The organism is Pseudarthrobacter sulfonivorans (genome assembly GCF_014712225.1).
Classification (GTDB): domain Bacteria; phylum Actinomycetota; class Actinomycetes; order Actinomycetales; family Micrococcaceae; genus Arthrobacter; species Arthrobacter sulfonivorans.
This window is the reverse complement of the sequence record NZ_JACXBW010000009.1, coordinates 182,399-201,668: the sequence shown is the minus strand read 5'-3', so window position 1 is coordinate 201,668 and position 19,270 is coordinate 182,399. Positions and strand designations below refer to the sequence as shown.

Sequence of the window (19,270 nt, the reverse complement as noted above, 5' to 3'; positions counted from 1 at the left end):
CCTGCTACTTACAATCTACTGCGGGGCTACGACATTTCCGCGCAGATCCGTGCGGGGACGCCGAAGCCGCTGCCGCCTGCATGTGCAGGAATTGTCCCGGACCCGGCATAGTTAAGCACTTGGGCTGGTGCCCGGTGGCGCGGTCAGCCGCCGGAGCGCAGGGCAGACACGAATAGGGGCTTAATTTTGACAGGGAATGCAACATTCCGGCACAACAACACCGCATTGCTGTCGGTGAGTAGCGTCGAAGCTCCAAAGATCGTCAGTTCCGCCGATTTCGACCTGCGGCTGGCCCCCACCCTGCGTCGCTTGAAGTTTCCGCCACGGCTGCTCGAACGGGTCGCGGGCATCACCCATCGGCGCTGGTGGGCGCCGGGCACATCGTTCGACGACGCCGCCATCGAGGCCGGCGCGAAGGCCTTGGCCGAGTCCGGCGTCGAAGCGTCGGAGGTGGGTCTGCTGATCAACACCTCTGTCACGCGGCGCAGCCTCGAACCGTCAGTAGCGGTGAAGATCCATCACGGACTCAGCCTGCCGTCGTCGGCCATGAACTTCGACCTCGCCAACGCATGCCTCGGCTTCGTCAACGGCCTGACACTGGCGGCCAACATGATCGACTCCGGCCAGATCAAGTACGCGATGATCGTTAACGGTGAAGACGCCCAGGCCACGCAGGAGGCCACCCTGGCCCGGCTGCAGCGGCCGGAGACCACCCGCGAGGACTTTGGCCGTGAGTTCGCCACGCTCACCCTGGGTTCGGGGGCCGCCGCAGCAGTTCTGGGCCCGGCGGACCAGCACCCAGGGGCCCACCGGATCATCGGGGGCGTGATGCGCGCCGGTACCGAGCACCATGAGCTGTGCGTGGGCGGCATCGACGGCATGGCCACCGACACCAAAGGCCTGCTTGATGGCGGCCTGCAGTTGGTAGTGGACGCCTGGCACGAGGCCCAGCCGGAGTGGGACTGGGCGGCGATGGACCGCTATGTCACGCATCAGGTGAGCAACGCCTACACGCAGGCCATCATCGACGCCATCGGCCTGGATCCGGAAAAGGTTCCCATCACGTTCCCCCACTGGGGCAACGTGGGCCCGGCCTCACTCCCCATGACCCTTGCCGCCGAAGCCCAGACCCTCGGAACCGGGGACCGGGTACTCTGCATGGGCGTCGGTTCCGGCCTTAACACCGCCTTGTTGGAAATCGAGTGGTAGCCGCCGACTGGCCCGGCGTGGACCCCGGGTGGTCCCGGGAAATCCAGGTGACGTCCACCTCCTCCGCGGATACACCCGGAGCGGTCCGCAGCTGGCACCTGCTCGACAACGGTGCGCAGCTCGCACGCCGCGGCCTGGTTCCTGCCGGCACCCTGTTGTGCGTGCACGGCAACCCGACGTGGTCCTTCCTTTGGCGCACCCTGCTGGCCGCCGGAGCTGATCCCGCCCACCCGTGGCGCGTGGTGGCCGTGGACCAGCTGGATATGGGCTTCTCCGAGCGCACCGGCACGTTCCGGCGCCTGGAAGACCGCATCAACGACCTGGGCGATCTTACCGCCGCCCTCGAACTGGACGGGCCGGTGGTCACGGTCGGCCACGACTGGGGCGGCGTCATCAGCCTCGGCTGGGCCCTGGCACACCAGGACCAGCTCGCCGGAGTGGTGCTGACCAATACGGCCGTCCACCAGCCCGCCGGTTCTCCCATCCCGCCGGCGCTGCGGTTGGCCCTGCACCCCGCCATACACCGCTGGGGAACAACGACGTCGGACGCGTTCCTGCGGGTGACTCATTCCCTGGCCCACCCGCCGCTCGCCGCGGACATACGCAGCGCCTTTATGGCCCCCTACCGCGGCGCCGGCCGGCGCGCGGGCGTGGGAAACTTTGTCGCCGACATTCCGGCAGACCCGTCCCATCCAAGCTACCCGGCACTCAGTCGCGTCGCCGAAGGGCTGCGCGGGCTGACGGTTCCGGCCCTGATGCTGTGGGGGCCGCGGGACCCGATCTTTTCCGACCGCTACCTCAAGGACCTCATCGGCCGGTTGCCTCATGCGGAGGTTCACCGCTTCGAGGGTGCAGGCCATCTCGTTGCCGAAGACCGGGACATCGCCGCCCCCGTTTTCGAATGGCTGGCCGGGCGCGGCCGGGACACCGCATCCGGCGTTCACCTGACGGACGTCATGACAGGCGCCCCCGACGGCGCCGGGAGGCGCCAGCCAGGCACCGGCGCTCCGCCCCTCTGGGCGCAGCTCACCGAGCTGGCAGCAGGACCCGACGGCGGGGACACCGCCGTCGCGGAAATGGCCGCCGGCGGGAGTGTCTCCCGTTCGCTCAGCTGGCGGGAGTTGGAACACTGCATTGCCGCCCTTGCGGCGGGCCTGCTCGACGTCGGCGTTAGGCCCGGCAACAGGGTGAGCCTGATGGTTCCGCCCGGTGTGGACCTGACCGTGGTGCTCTACGCCTGCCTGCGGATCGGTGCGGTGGTGGTCGTAGCCGACGCGGGCCTCGGAACGCGCGGCCTGAGCCGTGCCGTGAAGGGCGCCGCCCCGGATTTCCTGATCGGCATCGACAAGGCTCTGGCGGCTGCCTCGGTGCTCGGCTGGCCGGGCCGGCGCATCAGTGTGCGGGAGCTGCCGGCGGCCCGTCGCCGCCTCCTCGGCGTGGAGACCTCCCTCGCCGCGCTCGCCCGCGGCGGGGACAGCGTCAGCGAGGTACCGCCGTCGAACGCGCTGGAGGCCGCTCCGGACGCGGCTCTTGGCCCCGACGCGCCCGCAGCCGTGCTCTTCACCTCCGGCTCCACCGGCCCCGCCAAAGGCGTGCTCTACACCCACCGCCAGTTGGTCGCGATGCGGGACACCCTGGCGGCGACGCTGGGGATCCGTCCCGGCGCACGCCTGGTTGCCGGCTTCGCGCCGTTTGCCCTCCTGGGTCCGGCGCTCGGAGCCGTTTCGGTGACGCCCGCCATGGATGTCACCGCGCCCCGCACCCTGACGGCCAGCGCGTTGGCAGACGCGGCCGCGGCCGTTGATGCCACGGTAGTCTTCGCCTCGCCGGCGGCGCTGCGCAACGTGCTCAGCACCAAGGACGGCCTGCGCCGTGCCGGGCACGAGGCCCTGGAGCGCGTGGAGCTGCTGCTCTCCGCCGGCGCGCCCGTGCCGGAGCCGCTCCTCACAGAAGTGCAGCGGCTGCTGCCACGGGCTTCCCTGCATACGCCTTACGGGATGACCGAAGCGCTGCCGGTCACCGACATCAGCCTCGAACAGATCCGCACTGCGCAGGCGGACGCCGACGCCGGAACCATGGCCGGGGCCGGCAACGGCGTGTGTGTGGGCCTGCCCGTGCACGGCGCGCGCGTAGCCCTTATCCCCCTCGCCGCAAACGGGACCGCCCCGGGGAACCACCCCGTCACCGAAGCGGGGGTGACCGGCGAAATCCTCGTCAGCGCCCCCCATGTGAAGGAAGCCTACGACAGGCTCTGGCTGACCCAGCGGGAGAGCGTCCGCAGTGCCGGATGGCACCGCACGGGCGACGTCGGGCACTTTGACGCCGCGGGCCGGCTCTGGGTTGAGGGACGCCTTGCGCACGTCGTGACGGCGCCGGGTTCCGTGGTGACACCCGTGGGCGCCGAGCAGGCCATCGAACGCCTGGACGACGTCGGACTGGCCGCGGTCGTGGGGGTCGGTCCCGCCGGCACGCAGGCCGTCATCGCCGTCGTTGAGACCGTGCCTCCCGCGCGCCGGGCCGGTCCTGCCGCACCGCAACTGGCGGGGCGTGTACGGACCGCGGCGCGCCTGGCCGGAGTCAGCGTCTCTGCCGTGCTCGCTGTCCCCGCCCAGCCGACCGACATCCGCCACAACGCCAAGATCGACAGGACCCGCCTGTCGCGGTGGGCGTCCCGCGTTCTGGCCGGCGGCCGTCCGGGCACGCCGTGAGGATTCTCGTCACCGGCGCCAGCGGCCTGCTCGGCCGTGAGGTGGCCCGGTTGCTGGTGCGGCAGGGCCACGCCGTCACGACGTTCCAGCGCCGTGCTGCAGGGGTCGACGGCGCCACGGACCTTTCGGGGTCCATTACCGACGACGACGCCGTCCGCCGCGCCGTTGCCGGCGCCGAGGGCGTCATCCATCTGGCGGCGAAAGTCTCCTTCACCGGCCACGCCGCTGACTTCGATGACGTGAATATTGAAGGGACACGCCGCCTGCTGCGTGCCGCCCGCGGGGCAGGCGTGCGGGACCTGGTGTTCGTCTCCTCCCCGTCCGTGGCCAACTCCGGGGCCGCCATCGCCGGACTGGGCGCCGAGCCGGCAGACCCGGCCCGCGCACACGGGGACTACTCCCGCACGAAAGCGGCGGCCGAACTGCTGGCGCTGGCTGCCGACTCACCGGAATTCCGGGTCGCGGCGGTGCGCCCGCACGTCGTCTGGGGCCCCGGGGACACCCAGTTAGTGGAACGGGTGCTGGAGCGTGCCGCCCGCGGCCGCCTGCCGCTGCTCGACGCCGGTGCCGCCCTGATCGACACCACCTATGTGGAGAATGCCGCCTCGGCCATCGTCGCCGGGCTGCACCGCATGGAGCACGTCCATGGCCGGGCGCTCGTGGTCAGCAACGGCGAGCCCCGCCCGGTTGGTGAGCTGCTGGCCGGCATCTGTGCCGCAGGCGGCGTGCCGGCGCCATCGTGGCGGGTGCCGGGCAGGCTTGCCCGTGCGGCGGGATCGGTGGTGGAGAAAGTCTGGATCCGTGCCGCCAGGGAGGACGAGCCGCCGATGACCAGGTTCCTCGCCGAGCAGCTCTCCACCGCCCACTGGTTCGATCAGCGTGAGACCCGCGAGCTCCTTGACTGGACTCCGGCCGTCTCACTCGACGAAGGTCTGGCGAAGCTGGCCCAGCACTACGGCGGCCGGACGCTGCGGACGCCCTGACTCGTCCTGCGGGTTTCCACAGACTTCGTCGCAGGCGCGCCAATTTCCTTGTTGCGTGTTTATGCCGTGCCTAATATCGCAGCTACAGGGTTGTTATGTGCTGCTTAGCTTGGCGGTCTCTCACGGGTCCTTGGACCGGTTCCAGCCAAAGCTAAATCCATCACCGGTGCAGACGGTGCGGAGGCAGCACCGACGTCCCGGCCCTGCGGACAACTGAATGTCTTGGTTTTTGGCTGCTCCTGGGGGAGCAGCAATTGGCCCGAAGCAACTCGCTCCGGGCCTGCTTCGCAACAGCGTACTCAATCCAGGAGTTCACATGCCCGCATACCCAGCCGAGCGTTCCCTGAAGCCCCTACGGCGGATGGTTGTGGCGGTGACTCTCGCGCTCGTAGCCGCGATGTTGCCCGTAGGCCTTCCGGCGAATTTTCTCTCCAGTGCGTCGGCGGCAGACCCGTGCGCTCCGCTGGTCAACGCCATCGCGTGCGAGAACTCAAAGCCGGGAAGCCCGGCCTCCGAGTGGGACATTTCGGGGGCCGGCGATTCCGACATTCAAGGATTCGCGACCGAGATCAGTGTCAATGCCGGGCAGCCCATCCCCTTCAAGGTGGACACCAGCGCCGCCAACTACACCATCAACATCTACCGGACAGGCTGGTACCAGGGTCTCGGCGCCCGCAAGGTCGCCACGGTGACCCCATCCGCCTTCCGGCAGAACCAGCCGCAGTGCCTCACAGACGTCACCACGGAACTGTACGACTGCGGCAACTGGGCCGTTTCAGCCACATGGCAGGTGCCCTCGACAGCAGTCTCGGGCGTTTACTTTGCGCTCCTCACCCGCCCGGACAACGGAAGCCAAAGCCACATCACGTTTATTGTCCGCAATGATGCGAGCCACTCGGACGTTGTCTTCCAAACTTCCGACACCTCGTGGCAGGCCTACAACACCTACGGCGGCGCTGACTTTTACCAAGGCGCCGTCAACGGCCGTGCATACAAAATCAGCTACAACCGTCCCGTCGACACAAGGGGCGGACCGGACGGCCGGGATTTCTACTTCAGTAACGAATACCCCCTGGTCCGCTTCCTTGAGAAGAACGGCTACGACGTCAGCTACATCAGCGGTGTGGATACTGACCGCAGCGGCGGGCTGCTGCTCAACCACAAAGTCTTCCTTTCGGTGGGGCACGATGAATATTGGTCCGGAGCGCAGCGCACCAATGTGGCGGCAGCCCGTGACGCGGGCGTAAACCTTCAGTTCCTTTCCGGAAACGAGATGTACTGGCGTACGCGCTACGAACCGTCTGCCGTTGACGGGGCCGCGTATCGGACCATCACCTCCTACAAGGAAACCTGGGCCAACAGCAAGATCGATCCCAGCAACGAATGGACCGGCACGTGGCGCGATCCCCGGTATGCCTCACAGGCCAATGGCGGGGGCCTGCCTGAAAATGGCCTGACCGGCACCATGTACATGTCGAACTATTCCGATCTGCCCATTACCGTCAGCGCCGCGGAAGGCAAGTCACGGCTTTGGCGCAGCACGTCGCTTGCCACGCTTGCCACCGGGACGTCAGCGCAACTCGCTCCTCACACGGTGGGCTATGAATCCAACGAAGACCTGGACAACGGCTTCCGGCCTGCCGGACTCATCCGGTTGTCCACAACCACAGGACCCGTGGAACAGTATCTGCAGGACTACGGGAACACGGTCAAAGCCGGAACAACTACTCACAACACCACTCTTTACCGTGCGGCCAGCGGGGCCTTGGTGTTCTCCGCGGGCACCGTCCAGTGGACCTGGGGCCTTGACCAAGAGCACGACGGCGCGGGAGCGCCGGCGGATCCCCGCATGCAGCAGGCCCAGATCAACCTCTTGGCGGATATGGGCGCTCAGCCGGGCACCCGCGATGCCGCCCTGGCCCCGGCCACGCCCAGTAGTGATAAGACCGGCCCTGTGGTCACCATCGCCTCTCCTGCCCAGGGAGCTGCGATACCGCAAGGCACCAGTGTCACTGCCTCCGGAACTGCCACCGATACCGGCGGCATTGTTTCAGGCGTGGAGGTTTCCACAGATGGCGGAACCAACTGGCATCCGGCGCAAGGAAAACAGAACTGGACGTACACCTACATCCAGAAGGGCTTGTCCAGCGCCACGTTGCAGGTCCGTGCCATGGACGACAGCGCCAATATCGGCACGCCCGCGGTGCGCGATATTGCGCTCGCCGGACCGTACACGGTATTCGGCGAGCAGGTCCCCGCCGTACCTGATTCCGGGGATGGCGGAGCCTACGAGCTCGGCATGACGGTCACGCCCACGGTGGATGGGTTCATCACCGGGGTTCGGTTCTACAAGAGCACTGCAAACTCCGGAACCCATGTCGGATCGCTGTGGGACTCCGCCGGCCAGCGTCTCGCCAATGCAACATTTACGTCGGAAACGGCTTCCGGTTGGCAGAAACTCCTCTTTGCCCAGCCCGTTGCCGTCGTCGCCGGCCAAGCCTATACAGCGTCCTACACGGCGCCGCAGGGACATTACGCCAGCAAGGACTCCCAGTGGGACAGCTTTGGTTTGGCCGATCCCCCCTTGACGGTGGCCGGTGGTTTCGGCAGCCCATCAGCGGGTGTTTACGGCAGCCCCGGCGTGTACCCGACGAGCAGCTACGGAAACGGAAACTACTTCGTCGACGCCGTCTTTGACACGACGGACAATACGCCGCTCACGGTCTCCGGGCATTGGCCTTTGGACGGCTCGTCGAGCGTTCCACAGTCCACCACCGTGGGGGCCGCCTTCTCGAAGCCAGTGACAGCCTCGAGCGTCCAGCTCAGGCTCACCGCCCCCGGCGGGACCAACGTCGAAGGTACGACGATTTACGACCCCGCCACCCGAAAAGCAACCTTTACGGCCGCGTCCAGCCTTGACCTGGGCACCACGTACACGGCCACGCTCAGTGCCACGTCCACCACCGGAGATACGGTGACCGCAGGGGGTACGTGGTCCTTCACCACGGTGGTCTCGCCGCCAGTGCCAGGAACGTGCCCCTGCAGCTTCTATGACGATTCCGTGGTGCCTGGCCTTCCGGAGATCAGGGACGGGGTGCCGCTCACCCTCGGCGTGAGGTTCTCCAGCACAACTGAAGGCACTGTGACCGGCGTCCGCTTCTACAAGGCCGCAGGAAATACGGGAACGCACACCGGCTCGCTGTTCACGGCCGAAGGCCAGCAGCTGGCCACCGTGGTGTTCGCCAACGAAAGCAATTCGGGATGGCAGACGGCGAACTTCAACCAGCCGGTGGCAATGTCACCCAACACGGAGTACATCGTGGCTTACAAGACCACTACCGGCACGTATTCAGCCACGGTCAATGGATTTGGGACGGGCCTCAGCGCAGGCAACCTGCGGGCGTCTTCGGACGCCGGCGCCTACTCCTATTCCAACGATTTCCCGAACCTTCGGTCATCGGCCAGCTACCTGGTCGATGTTGTGGTCCAGTACCCGGTCCTGCCGTTTACTGCCGTTTCGCAGGCTCCGCTGCCCGGCTCGTCAAGCATCGACCCGAACAGCACCGTATCTGCTGTGTTCTCCAAGCCGGTCAACGCCTCCACCGTGACAGCCACCGTGACCGGCCCGGGCACAACCGCTGTTCCCGGATCGACCAGCTACGACGCAGCCACTTCCAAGGTGACCTTCACCCCGTCCGCCCCGCTGGCGGCCGGCACGGCCTACACCGTAGCCGTGGCAGCCACCTCTACAACAGACCAGCAACTGAGCGCCGGCAGCACCTGGACCTTCACCACCGTCCCGTCGCCGCAGACCGAAGGAGCCTGCCCCTGCACGCTCTACCAGGACACAGTGACACCAACCGTGATGGAGGTCAAAGACGGCACACCACTGGTCCTGGGCGTCAGGTTCGCCAGCTCCGCCGCCGGCACCATCACCGGCATCCGGTTCTACAAGGCCGCAGGCAACACCGGCACCCACACCGGCACCCTCTTCACCGCCGACGGCCAACAGCTCGCCACCGTAACCTTCACCGGGGAAACGACCGCCGGCTGGCAGACCGCCGCCTTCGACCAACCCGTAGCAATAACGCCCGACACCGAATACATCGCCGCCTACCGAACCCCCACCGGCACCTACTCCTACACCCAGGGAGGATTCAGCTCAGGATTCACCAGCGGACCACTCCGCACCACCGGCGGGTCCGGCGCCTACTCCTACAGCAACGATTTCCCAGGCTCATCCTCCAACGCAAGCTACCTGGTGGACGTCGTGTTCCAACAGTCGGATCTGCCGTTTACCGCCGTTTCGCAGGCTCCGCTGCCCGGCTCGTCAAGCATCGACCCGAACAGCACCGTATCTGCTGTGTTCTCCAAGCCGGTCAACGCCTCCACGGTGACAGCCACCGTGACCGGCCCAGGCACAACCGCTGTTCCCGGATCGACCAGCTACGACGCAGCCACTTCCAAGGTGACCTTCACCCCGTCCGCCCCGCTGGCGGCCGGCACGGCCTACACCGTAGCCGTGGCAGCCACCTCTACAACAGACCAGCAACTGAGCGCCGGCAGCACCTGGACCTTCACCACCGTCCCGTCGCCGCAGACCGAAGGAGCCTGCCCCTGCACGCTCTACCAGGACACAGTGACACCAACCGTGATGGAGGTCAAAGACGGCACACCACTGGTCCTGGGCGTCAGGTTCGCCAGCTCCGCCGCCGGCACCATCACCGGCATCCGGTTCTACAAGGCCGCAGGCAACACCGGCACCCACACCGGCACCCTCTTCACCGCCGACGGCCAACAGCTCGCCACCGTAACCTTCACCGGGGAAACGACCGCCGGCTGGCAGACCGCAACCTTCGACCAACCCGTAGCAATCACGCCCGACACCGAATACATCGCCGCCTACCGAACCCCCACCGGCACCTACTCCTACACCCAGGGAGGATTCAGCTCAGGATTCACCAGCGGACCACTCCGCACCACCGGCGGGTCCGGCGCCTACTCCTACAGCAACGATTTCCCAGGCTCATCCTCCAACGCAAGCTACCTGGTGGACGTCGTGTTCAACTGATATGTAGGTGTTCCCTGGCAAGAGGGAGCGGTCCAAGGCTGGTTTGTCTTGGACCGCTCTTTTGTGTGTCCGTTCCCCTGCTTGGTCCTGTTGTCCGGCGCCCAGGCGCCGATGGTGCTGCGGTCCGGTGTCAGCTGCGCCCGTCTCAAGCCGGTTTCGCAGGTTAGCCTGCAGTGCGGGGTCAGCTCCGCCTTCTCAACCCGCGTTCGCAGGTAGCCTGCAGTGCGGGGTCGTCCAGAGTGTTGTCGCCGCGACCGGGGTGGCGCTGTGCCGGCTTACCGGGCGTGACGCTGTCCGCAATGGTTGACCGGTCGCCCGGGTCAACGAATAGTTGACCGGTCGCCCGGGTCATCGAATAGTTGACCGGTCGCCCGGGTCACCGAACAACGGATGGGGACCAGGCGTGTTGGATGAAGAGTTCGGGCCGGGACTCGGCGTTGGTGCCGAGACGCCAGATGTCGCTGTCTCCGGCAGCATCATCCCGACCCAGTCCATAGAGCAGGGTGCTGTTATCCAGCCATTCAACCTGGTCATCAACGTTCCGTGTCTCCGCAAGCAGCGTCTCTGTGCCCGTGGAAATATCGAGGACCGCGATGTTCCAGAGCGGTGTCACGGTGCCCGCCATGTTCTTTTTGAATGCAATTCGCTTGCCGTCAGGAGAGACTGACGGACATTCAGCGCCGTCGTGGACTGCGGTGAGCTTACGGGACGAGACGCTTCCTTCGACAAGCCAAATCCGGCCGTTCGACGCCGCCGTGGCGTAAAAGGAATCGGCTTGGCCCGGAAGAAAGGTCACTCCCCAGATGTTCCTGTCCGCAGGACTGACTTGGGCGCCGTTGACCCACAATGCGAAATCCTCGAGGCTTCCTGTCCCGGGACCGCCGTCCACGGGACTGATCACAGTCTCAGTGGAAAATCCTGTTCCGGCATACGAGTGCCCGGTCACGAAGACTGTTGTTGCTGCGGTGCTTCCGGCTTCATCAAGTCTTGTGCGGCTGGGGATCCCGCGCAGCGCCCAGCTGCGGATCTCCTGCCAGTTCCTGTCATAGATGGCCGCCTCATAGCTGGTGACGAGACCGCGGTTGGTCCGCAGGCACATCACTTCGCCGGACGTCCCGTAGACGCGGTCGCAGGCGACGCCGCCCACCGTCCTTTCCGCTCCCGGGGCGGACAAGAGTACCGTTGCGGCCTGGCCATAGCCCACGCCGGAGGCGGTGTTGCGGAACAGGACAAACGGCTGGTCCGGCAGCGACGAACCGCCGGACGCGATGTCAGCCGAGGAGGCCGCCAGGCTGGCGGCCTGGAACCGTTGGAACGCTTGAGCGGCATACGTGCCCGCGCCGGCAATCACGATCACGGTCAGTACCAACAGGATGACCCATCGGAGTTTTCCGTCAGTCTCCCACCGGCGCCGGGTCATGCCACGCGCCTCTCATGCCCGATCCCGTTAAGGATGAACGGAGACGCCAGGACGGCAACGGTCAACATGCAGCCAACCACAACCATCGCCGTCGCCGGACCCAGGGCGAACCATAGAATCCCGAAACCTGCTGAAGCAGCCATCCGGCTTACCGCCACTACGGTCTGCGCCGCGCCGATGCCCGTTGCAAGCCTCTCAGGTGGTGTGAGCTGGCTGGCAAGGGCTGCCAGCACCCCATCCGTGGCGGCATAGAACACGCCGAGGAGGACAAGGCAGCCGAGCGTCGGGCCGATTCCTGCGAACGGCATGGCTGTCAGCAAATAGCAGGCGAGCAGCGCCGCGTGCCCCGAGATAAAAACCTTGGCTTTGCCCCACCTGTCAGCGAGCCTGCCCAGGGGTACCGCAAGCACAAGGAATACGAGGTTGGTGCCCACATACAGCAGCGGGAACCATTGCACGGCGAACGAATTCTTATCCTGCAGCACGAGGTAGATAAAGCCGTCTCCCACAGTAAGCAACCCCAGGATTCCGGCAACTATCAGCAGCCGCCCAAGCCCTGGTTCCCGGAGCATCCGCCAGCGAAATGAAAGTGCCGGAATTTTCGGCTCATCCTTCCCGGAGCGAGGCCTTCCGGCACGCAGATCCGGGACGAGCAGTGCCAGCACAGCCACGCCAATGACTGCGAATGCCAGCGAGACCACAAAGACTGTTGAGTAGCCATTGGGGATGAGCATGAGAACAAAGAAGGCCAGGAGGGGCCCGGTCGCGGCGCCGATGTTGTCGAGCATCCGGTGGACGCCAAAGTGCCGGGCCAGATGTTCAGGCTGCGCCGATACAGTGATCAGCGCGTCACGGGGGGCAGTGCGGATCCCTTTCCCGATCCTGTCGCCGGTAATGATCGCCGTGAGGGACCAAAATCCGCCGGCAAACAGAAGGCCGATCCGGGCGGCCATCGAAAGCCCATAGCCGGCGAGGGCAACACGCTTGGGATGGCCCATCCTGTCAGAAGCCCACCCGGCCGCGATCCGGACCAGCGCGCTGGCCCCCTGGTTGATGCCGTCGAGTACACCAAACGCGATCACCGAGAGCCCCAGGAAGCCCGTGATGTACAGGGGCAGAATGGCGGCCACGGACTCGGAGGAGATGTCGGTGAACATGCTGACGACGCCCAGCCAAACTATGGTGTGCGAGAGTTTGAACCGCGTTTCGGGGCGGCGGGTTCGGCCGCCGCCGGCAACGTGCCCGTCCTTTTTGCCGCCGTTGCGGTCGGAAACGGAGATGTACATCAGCTGTTGGTCCCTTTACGCATGGAGGGTGCCTAGAAGTGTGAACCGTGTGCTTCCGGTCCCCGTCGTCGTAATGGCCACTGTCACCGTGTCAGTCCCGCGCGACAGGCGAACGGACTGCTGGCCATCCCCGGAAGTCACTGCTTCGGACTGGAAGCCCAGGGCCAGCAGGGACTGCTGAAAATGACCCGTTATCTGCGCGGCGCTCAGCTCCGAGATACCGTCGGCGGTGACCTGCAGCGTCCGATCACCGGAGCTCACACTGGTAGACACCAGGACAGTCCGCTCGGGGAAAGTCACCACGTGGACGGGGAAGCCCTCGACGACCTTGCCTTGGGCTGACGCCGGGGCCGGCAAGGGAGTTCGGATCAGGGCGGCCGGAGGTGAAGGCATGGGCAGGCCGGTTGGCGCGGCACTGGCCGGCGGAAGGACTTCCAGGACGCGGCGACCTGCCGGATCCGACGCGGCCGCTTCGGACGGCGCTCCTTCCGACGGTGATGCCTCGGCTGAAGTTGACTCCGTACCGTCTCCGGCCCCGGTGGTGCCGCCGGCCCCTGTCCCGGAAGGGTGCGGAAGACTGCTGTCCGCAGAGGAGTGACCCGTGCCTGCACTAGGCGGGGTTATGCCTGCGGGGGCGATCTGGTCAAGCACCGCCGCCCCGCCGCCCAGCAAGGCAGCGGCTACAACTCCCGCGAGGACCAGTTTTTTGGTGATCATGGCTGCGCCACAGCAACCGCGGTAACAACGCCCCAGACTTTCATGGGCTCAGTCTGCCAATGGAACCCACATTGCGGAACCGCAGAATCCGCACACTTTCGTTTCTTCCTACCAGCGTCCGTTCCGTGGGCGCGGCTGGCAGACGGGGCACGTGTAGGACGAGCGGTTCATGAACTGTTCGCGGCGGATCAAGGAGTTAATTCCGACGGCGGCGCACCGGTGGCAGGGCTGCCCCTCCCTGCCGTACGCGTTCAGGGAGCGGTCGAAGTAGCCGGAGGCGCCGTTGACGTTGACGTACAGGGAGTCGAAGCTGGTCCCGCCGGCCGCAAGCGCGTCAAGCATGACCTCGCGGGCGCATGCGATCACGCGTTGCGCCTCGGAACGGCGCAGCTTGTCCGTGGGCCGGGCGTAATGCAGGCCAGCACGCCAGAGCGACTCGTCGGCGTAAATGTTGCCGATGCCTGAGACCAGCCCCTGATCCAAGAGGGCGCGCTTGAGGCCAGTCCTGCGTTTTTTGAGCCGGCTGTAGAAAAGCTCGAAGGAAAATGCGGGATCGAGGGGATCCCGGGCGATGTGCGCTGCCTCTTCGGCAATCAAGGGAACAGGTGACTCCGCGAGGCCGCCAGGACCGCCGTCGTCCGTGGGGACCAGGGCCGTCACAAACAGGCCGCCAAAGATGCGCTGGTCCACAAAACGGAGCTGGTCCGGCATGCCCTCACCCGGGCTCAGCCGGAGGCGCACCTTCAGGTGCTTTTCGTCCGGGACCGCCGGATCCTGCATCAGCAGCTGGCCGCTCATGCCAAGGTGCGCCATGAGGGCGACGGCTGGCGCGGCGGGTGCTGGGACAGGACCGGCGGCGGCAGGCTCTTCCGCTTCGCGCAGCGGCATCCAGAGAAACTTTCCGCGCCGCACCACGTCCACGACCGTGGCGCCTTGGACGTTGCCAATGAAGTCCTCGGGGCCCAGGGTGTGGCGGCGGAGCGAACGGGGGTCCAGGACGTCGACTGACGTGATGGTGCGGCCGCGGAGCCAGCTCACCAACCCGCGGCGGACCACTTCAACTTCAGGCAGTTCGGGCACGGCTGGACCTAGGCGCCGGAACCGGACCCGGCTGATCCGCCGGCCGCGGCTTCCCTGGTTCCGGAAAGAACACGCCAGGCGTCCGCGGCAGCTTCCTGCTCGGCTTCCTTTTTGGAGTGGCCTGAGCCATTGCCGTACGGCTTGCCGCCGATGTTCAGGACAGCCTTGAAGGTACGGGCGTGGTCAGGACCGGCTCCCTCCACTGCGTAGAAGATGGTGCCGAGCTGCCGGCTTGCGGCGAGCTCCTGGATGCTGGTTTTCCAGTCCGTTCCCGCACCAAGGGCCGCCGCATCCTTCAGGAGCGGGCCGATCAGTCGCATGACAAGCTGGCGTGCAGTCTCGATGTCGTTGGACACGTACGTGGCACCGATGAGTGCTTCCATGGTGTCCGCCAGGATTGAGGCCTTGTTCTTGCCCTCGGTGAGCTTTTCGCCCTGCCCCAGGTAAATGTAGTCCCCGATGCCCAGGCTTCGGCCGATGCCCGCCAGGGCACGTGTGCTGACTACCGCGGAGCGGCGTTTGGCGAGGTCACCTTCGGGCAGCGTGGGATTGTCCCGGTACAGGGCGTCCGTCACAGAGAAACCAAGGATGGAGTCGCCGAGGAACTCAAGGCGCTCGTTCGTGGGTATGCCGCCGTTTTCGTAGGCGTAGGAACGGTGGGTCAGAGCAAGACGAAGCGTCCCGGCGTCAATAGAGACACCGAGACGCTTCAGAAGCTCTTCAGTTGAAGATATCATCTCAGCCTTGGGGGCCGATTAGACGTCTGCGACCTTGCGGCCCTTGTACTCAAGGAACAGCGCAGTGCCAGCCGAGTCGGTAACGACCTTTGCCTGGTGCGGCAGGCTGTAAACAACCTGGCCGTTCTCGACAGTCTTCACCAGGTGGGGGGCGGTTGCCTTCCACTGGGAGCGGCGGGCGCGGGTATTCGAGCGAGACATTTTCCGCTTCGGGACAGCCACGGCTAACTCATTTCTCTCTAGACAAACACGTACAGATCAGTTTTGCCGGTCAGGCTTAGCCAAGTCAGCCAGGGCGGCCCAGCGAGGATCTACGACCTCGTGGTGATGCCCCGGCTCGTCTTCCAGGCGGACTCCGCATTCGGAGCAAAGGCCCTGGCAGTCTTCCCGGCACACCGGCTGGAACGGCAGCATGGTTACAACTGCGTCCCGCAACACCGGCTCAAGATCGATTAGATCGTGCTCGACTCGACGTTGCTCTTCTTCGTCTTCTTCATCTGAAAGCAGGACGCCCTCATAGAAGAAAAGTTCTTGCACATTGACCTCAAGGTCATACGCAAGGGGATCCAGGCATCGACCGCATTCGCCTGTAACTTCGGCGACCACGGTTCCTGATACCAGAATTCCTTCGTGTACGGCCTCAAGCCTCAAGTCCAGCCCGATATCCGAGCCTTCCTGAACGCCAATGAGTGCCACGCCAAAATCACTTGGCGCGGGTACATGTTCTTTCAGCGTCCGCATGCTGCCCGGGCTGCGCCCGAGATCCTTGACGTCGAACGCCAAGGGCGAACTAGCATCTCGTTTAATGAGAACTCCTGTTGAACATATGACCGACGTACCATCTTAGCCTGAAGAGCCGCAGGGACTCAAACCGGGCCTGGACAGCCGCCGAAGTACCGGATAAGCCTACCCTCTTGGCAGTTGGTCCTACGCAGACTCGCCTGAGAGCAGCCTTTTTTGCACTGAACGCGGTACATAGTCGGAAACGCTGCCGCCCAGGCTGGCCACTTCCTTGATGAGTGTGGATGACAAATGGAGGTAGTGCGCCTCGGCTGGCAGGAACACCGTCTCAACGCCGCTGAGCTGGCGGTTCATGGTGGCCATGGGGAGCTCATAATCGAAATCCGATGACGAACGGAGACCCTTCACGATCGCGGACACACCACGCTGGCGGCAATACTCGGCCAGGAGGCCCTCCCCCACAGGCTCAACCACAATGCCTTGCAGCGAAGCCAGGGTTTCGCGGGCCATGTCGATGCGATCCCCCAGGCTGAACATGTACTTCTTGGCGTAGTTGGTGGAAACAGCCACAATCACTTCATCGAAGAGGCCGGCCGCACGGGCGATAACCTCGAGGTGACCGTTGTGTATGGGGTCATAGGATCCGGGGCAGACAGCGCGTCTCATGCACCGAACCTACCGCATGGACGCCGGGATACCATGACTGAATGCATCCACCACGGGAACTTTCCATGCCCGCAGCACCGGCTCCGTGGCAGCGGACCGCGGCCGGCGCAAACCTCCTGGGACCTGCCGGCCAGCTGGGCGTCACCATCTTCGAGGAGATGACCACCCTGGCGGCGCAGACCGGCGCCATCAACCTGGGGCAGGGCTTTCCGGACGAGGACGGGCCGGCTGAAATCAAGGCCGCAGCCATGGCCGCCATCGAGGCGGGTGCCAATCAGTACGCGCCGGGCAAGGGCATCCCGGAACTGCGGGAGGCCGTCGCGGCCCACCAGGGCCGGTTCTACGGTCTGACCCTGGACCCGCAGACGGAGGTCATCGTCACCACCGGGGCCACCGAGGCCATCGCGGCTGCCCTGCTGGCGTTCGTCGGGCCGGGCGATGAGGTGCTGACGTTCGAGCCGTTCTACGACTCGTACGGTGCAGTCATCGGACTGGCCGGCGCCACCCACACCACCGCCCCGCTGCTTGCCCCTGACTTCCTCCCGGACCCGGCAGCCCTCGAAGCAGCGTTCACCGGCCGTACCCGGGTGGTATTGCTGAATAACCCCCACAATCCCACGGGCGCGGTGTTCCCCCGCCAGGTCCTTCAACGCGTCGTCGAGCTTGCCCGCAAGCATGACTGCCTGATCATCACCGATGAGGTGTACGAGCACCTTACTTTCGGTGCCCGGCACATCCCGGTGGCTTCCTTGCCGGGTGCCGCCGAGAGGACCATCACCATTTCCTCAGCAGGAAAGACTTTTTCCTTCACCGGCTGGAAGATCGGCTGGCTGACCGGACCGGAGCACCTGGTGGCGGCAGTCCGCACCGTCAAACAATTCCTGACTTACAGTTCCGGCACGCCGTTCCAGGCAGCAATCGCCACCGGGCTGGCACTGCCGGACGAGTTCTACCACGGGATATCAGCCACGCTGCGGAAGAAGCGGGACATCCTCAGCGAAGGCCTCCGCGCCGCAGGCTTCGATGTCTTCACCCCGCAGGGCACCTACTTCGTCAACGTCGACACCGCGCCCCTCGGCATTGCCGACTCCGTGGACCTTGCCCGCCGCCTTCCCGCCCTGGTGGGGGTCGCCGCAATCCCCGTGCCGGTCTTCTGCCATCCGCAAGGCGCGGAACGGACCCGCAGCCTGCTCCGGTTCGCGTTCTGCAAGAAGGTGGCAGTCCTCGAGGAGGCCGCCGCCCGGCTGGCAACGCTCAGCGGAAAGCTGTGATGCCGGAGGCTGGCGGTGCACGGTCCGCCAGGTTTCTGCGCACCACGGGACAGCATGCCGCCATCGAGCCTGATGCCTTCACGGACGGCGCCTTCGTCCTCAGCATCGGCGGGGCCGAACAGTCCCACGTCAATCTGGCCCACCCGGAGGAGATTTTTTACGAATACCTGCGGCGGATCGGCCACGTGGTGGACCTTGCCGCGCCCGAAGGGGAGCCGATCGCGGCGCTGCATCTCGGCGCCGGGGCACTGACGCTTGCCCGCTACATCCAGGCGAGCCGGCCCGGTTCCGTCCAGTACGCGGTGGAGCTGGAGCGGGAGCTCCTCGATTATGTCCTGCAGCAGCTCCCGCTGCCCGACGGAACCAATCTGCACACCATCATCGGCGATGCCCGCGACGCTCTGGCGGAACTGGATCCGGACCTTCAGTTCGACGTCGTCATCCTGGACATCTTCTCCGGGCCCGAAGCCCCGGCGCACATTGCCTGCACGGAGTTCTACGAGGAGGCCCGTGCACGCCTCACCGCCGGTGGCGTACTGATCGTCAACGTGGGCGACGAACCCGGCCTCACGCTGGTCCGCAGCCAGGTGGCCGCCATGCGCCGCGCCATGACGGACGTGGCGGCGTTCGCGGAGACGGGCATGTTTGCGGGCCGCTACCCCGGCAACATCATCCTTGCCGGCACACAAACAGCGTGGCCCGGGGGTTGGACCGCCGAACTGACAGCCCGCGGCCCCCACCCCGCCAAGGTTCTGGCCGGCGTGGACCTGGACAGGCTCGATGGCTGAATTTCAGTCCTCCGGAAGCACGGAGGGCTCGGCGTACCAAAGCTTGGTTTCGCCGTACTTCCGCTCCGCAAACCGTTCAAGGCCGGCCGGCCAGCCCGGTTCCGGCGAGCGTGAGGACCGTTCCACCACCACCACCGCAGCCGGAGCGAGATGGTCCGCGAGTTTTGCCAGCACCGCTGACACCGCAGCCTCATCCAACGGATAGGGCGGGTCCATAAAGACGAGGTCCCAGCGGACCTCCTCTGATGTGCGCTCCAAAAAGGACTCCACTTTGGAACGATGGACCGTGACGGCCTTGCGGGCCAGCACGCCGTTGATGAGGTCGGCATTGCGCTGGCAGACGGAACTGGCTTTGGCATCGAATTCCACCAGGTCAACGGCGTCGGCGCCCCTGCTGCCGCTCTCCACGCCCAGCGCTCCGGAGCCGGCGTAGAGGTCCAGGACGCGGGCACCGGCAATGATGCCGAAAGCGTCAAGGCGGGAGAACAACGCCTCCTTGACGCGGTCCGTGGTGGGCCGGGTCATGGACCCCGGGACGCTGACCAGCGGGGTCCCGCCGGCGGCGCCCGCAATGATGCGGCTCATGCCCGCCT

General features: G+C 65.7%; 15 protein-coding genes. 6 read left to right on the top strand and 9 right to left on the bottom strand.

Going from position 1 to position 19,270, the window contains the following annotated elements:
• The first annotated feature begins 186 nt into the window (after positions 1 to 186).
• The 4 genes from IAQ70_RS13490 (at position 187) to IAQ70_RS13475 (ending at position 9,971) form a co-directional block, all read left to right on the top strand.
• Positions 187 to 1,209 (top strand): 3-oxoacyl-ACP synthase III, encoded by a 1,023-nt coding sequence (locus tag IAQ70_RS13490; RefSeq protein WP_190989817.1) that lies wholly within the window; start codon positions 187 to 189, stop codon positions 1,207 to 1,209.
• Positions 1,203 to 3,917, top strand: a complete 2,715-nt coding sequence (locus IAQ70_RS13485) for an alpha/beta fold hydrolase (RefSeq protein WP_190989816.1) — start codon at positions 1,203 to 1,205, stop codon at positions 3,915 to 3,917. Before IAQ70_RS13490 ends, IAQ70_RS13485 begins: the two co-directional genes overlap by 7 nt.
• Positions 3,914 to 4,900, top strand: a complete 987-nt coding sequence (locus IAQ70_RS13480; RefSeq protein WP_190989815.1) for an NAD-dependent epimerase/dehydratase family protein — start codon at positions 3,914 to 3,916, stop codon at positions 4,898 to 4,900. Before IAQ70_RS13485 ends, IAQ70_RS13480 begins: the two co-directional genes overlap by 4 nt.
• A gap of 316 nt (positions 4,901 to 5,216) precedes the next feature.
• Positions 5,217 to 9,971 (top strand): DUF4082 domain-containing protein, encoded by a 4,755-nt coding sequence (locus IAQ70_RS13475; RefSeq protein WP_190989814.1) that lies wholly within the window; start codon positions 5,217 to 5,219, stop codon positions 9,969 to 9,971.
• 376 nt (positions 9,972 to 10,347) lie between these two features.
• On the opposite strand, the gene IAQ70_RS13470 is transcribed toward IAQ70_RS13475, so the two are convergent.
• The 8 genes from IAQ70_RS13470 to coaD all read right to left on the bottom strand — a co-directional run bounded on the left by IAQ70_RS13470 (position 10,348) and on the right by coaD (position 16,618).
• A complete protein-coding gene (locus tag IAQ70_RS13470; RefSeq protein ID WP_190989813.1) occupies positions 10,348 to 11,391 on the bottom strand; it encodes a TolB family protein in 1,044 nt (347 codons plus the stop codon).
• Complete coding sequence (locus IAQ70_RS13465) at positions 11,388 to 12,677, bottom strand: MFS transporter (RefSeq protein ID WP_190989812.1); 1,290 nt, start codon at positions 12,675 to 12,677, stop codon at positions 11,388 to 11,390. The genes IAQ70_RS13470 and IAQ70_RS13465 overlap by 4 nt, the downstream gene beginning before the upstream one ends.
• Before the next feature lie 15 nt (positions 12,678 to 12,692).
• The gene (locus IAQ70_RS13460; RefSeq protein WP_190989811.1) at positions 12,693 to 13,394 is read right to left on the bottom strand and encodes a hypothetical protein; all 702 of its coding nucleotides are present in this window, start codon (positions 13,392 to 13,394) and stop codon (positions 12,693 to 12,695) included.
• A 108-nt stretch (positions 13,395 to 13,502) separates the two neighbouring features.
• On the bottom strand, positions 13,503 to 14,474 hold the full coding sequence (gene mutM, locus IAQ70_RS13455; RefSeq protein WP_190989810.1) for a bifunctional DNA-formamidopyrimidine glycosylase/DNA-(apurinic or apyrimidinic site) lyase: 972 nt from the start codon (positions 14,472 to 14,474) through the stop codon (positions 13,503 to 13,505).
• Positions 14,475 to 14,482: 8 nt separating this feature from the next.
• Positions 14,483 to 15,208 (bottom strand): ribonuclease III, encoded by a 726-nt coding sequence (rnc, locus tag IAQ70_RS13450; protein ID WP_190989857.1) that lies wholly within the window; start codon positions 15,206 to 15,208, stop codon positions 14,483 to 14,485.
• 21 nt (positions 15,209 to 15,229) lie between these two features.
• Positions 15,230 to 15,433, bottom strand: coding sequence for a 50S ribosomal protein L32 (rpmF, locus tag IAQ70_RS13445; RefSeq protein WP_056738282.1), 204 nt, complete (start codon positions 15,431 to 15,433; stop codon positions 15,230 to 15,232).
• Positions 15,434 to 15,469: 36 nt separating this feature from the next.
• Positions 15,470 to 15,994 carry a YceD family protein gene (locus IAQ70_RS13440; protein ID WP_190989809.1) on the bottom strand — a complete coding sequence of 175 codons (525 nt, stop codon included), beginning with the start codon at positions 15,992 to 15,994 and terminating at the stop codon, positions 15,470 to 15,472.
• A 144-nt stretch (positions 15,995 to 16,138) separates the two neighbouring features.
• Positions 16,139 to 16,618, bottom strand: a complete 480-nt coding sequence (coaD, locus tag IAQ70_RS13435; RefSeq protein ID WP_190989808.1) for a pantetheine-phosphate adenylyltransferase — start codon at positions 16,616 to 16,618, stop codon at positions 16,139 to 16,141.
• A gap of 65 nt (positions 16,619 to 16,683) precedes the next feature.
• Here coaD and IAQ70_RS13430 point away from each other — a divergent pair, with 65 nt between their 5' ends.
• Together IAQ70_RS13430 and IAQ70_RS13425 are read left to right on the top strand one after the other, a co-directional pair.
• Positions 16,684 to 17,889, top strand: coding sequence for an aminotransferase class I/II-fold pyridoxal phosphate-dependent enzyme (locus IAQ70_RS13430; RefSeq protein ID WP_223860019.1), 1,206 nt, complete (start codon positions 16,684 to 16,686; stop codon positions 17,887 to 17,889).
• The gene (locus IAQ70_RS13425; RefSeq protein ID WP_190989806.1) at positions 17,889 to 18,677 is read left to right on the top strand and encodes a spermidine synthase; all 789 of its coding nucleotides are present in this window, start codon (positions 17,889 to 17,891) and stop codon (positions 18,675 to 18,677) included. Before IAQ70_RS13430 ends, IAQ70_RS13425 begins: the two co-directional genes overlap by 1 nt.
• A gap of 3 nt (positions 18,678 to 18,680) precedes the next feature.
• Here the strand turns inward: IAQ70_RS13425 and rsmD are convergent, their stop codons facing one another.
• A complete protein-coding gene (gene rsmD / locus IAQ70_RS13420) occupies positions 18,681 to 19,262 on the bottom strand; it encodes a 16S rRNA (guanine(966)-N(2))-methyltransferase RsmD (RefSeq protein ID WP_190989805.1) in 582 nt (193 codons plus the stop codon).
• Positions 19,263 to 19,270 lie beyond the last annotated feature (8 nt).

What these genes read in the sequence shown, in the direction of transcription:
- IAQ70_RS13475 (WP_190989814.1), top strand. Translation starts at nt 5,217, where the DNA reads ATGCCCGCATACCCAGCCGAGCGTTCCCTGAAGCCCCTACGGCGGATG.
- IAQ70_RS13470 (WP_190989813.1), bottom strand. Translation starts at nt 11,391, where the DNA reads ATGACCCGGCGCCGGTGGGAGACTGACGGAAAACTCCGATGGGTCATC.
- IAQ70_RS13465 (WP_190989812.1), bottom strand. Translation starts at nt 12,677, where the DNA reads ATGTACATCTCCGTTTCCGACCGCAACGGCGGCAAAAAGGACGGGCAC.
- IAQ70_RS13460 (WP_190989811.1), bottom strand. Translation starts at nt 13,394, where the DNA reads ATGATCACCAAAAAACTGGTCCTCGCGGGAGTTGTAGCCGCTGCCTTG.
- coaD (WP_190989808.1), bottom strand. Translation starts at nt 16,618, where the DNA reads ATGAGACGCGCTGTCTGCCCCGGATCCTATGACCCCATACACAACGGT.
- IAQ70_RS13430 (WP_223860019.1), top strand. Translation starts at nt 16,684, where the DNA reads ATGCCCGCAGCACCGGCTCCGTGGCAGCGGACCGCGGCCGGCGCAAAC.
- IAQ70_RS13425 (WP_190989806.1), top strand. Translation starts at nt 17,889, where the DNA reads ATGCCGGAGGCTGGCGGTGCACGGTCCGCCAGGTTTCTGCGCACCACG.
- rsmD (WP_190989805.1), bottom strand. Translation starts at nt 19,262, where the DNA reads ATGAGCCGCATCATTGCGGGCGCCGCCGGCGGGACCCCGCTGGTCAGC.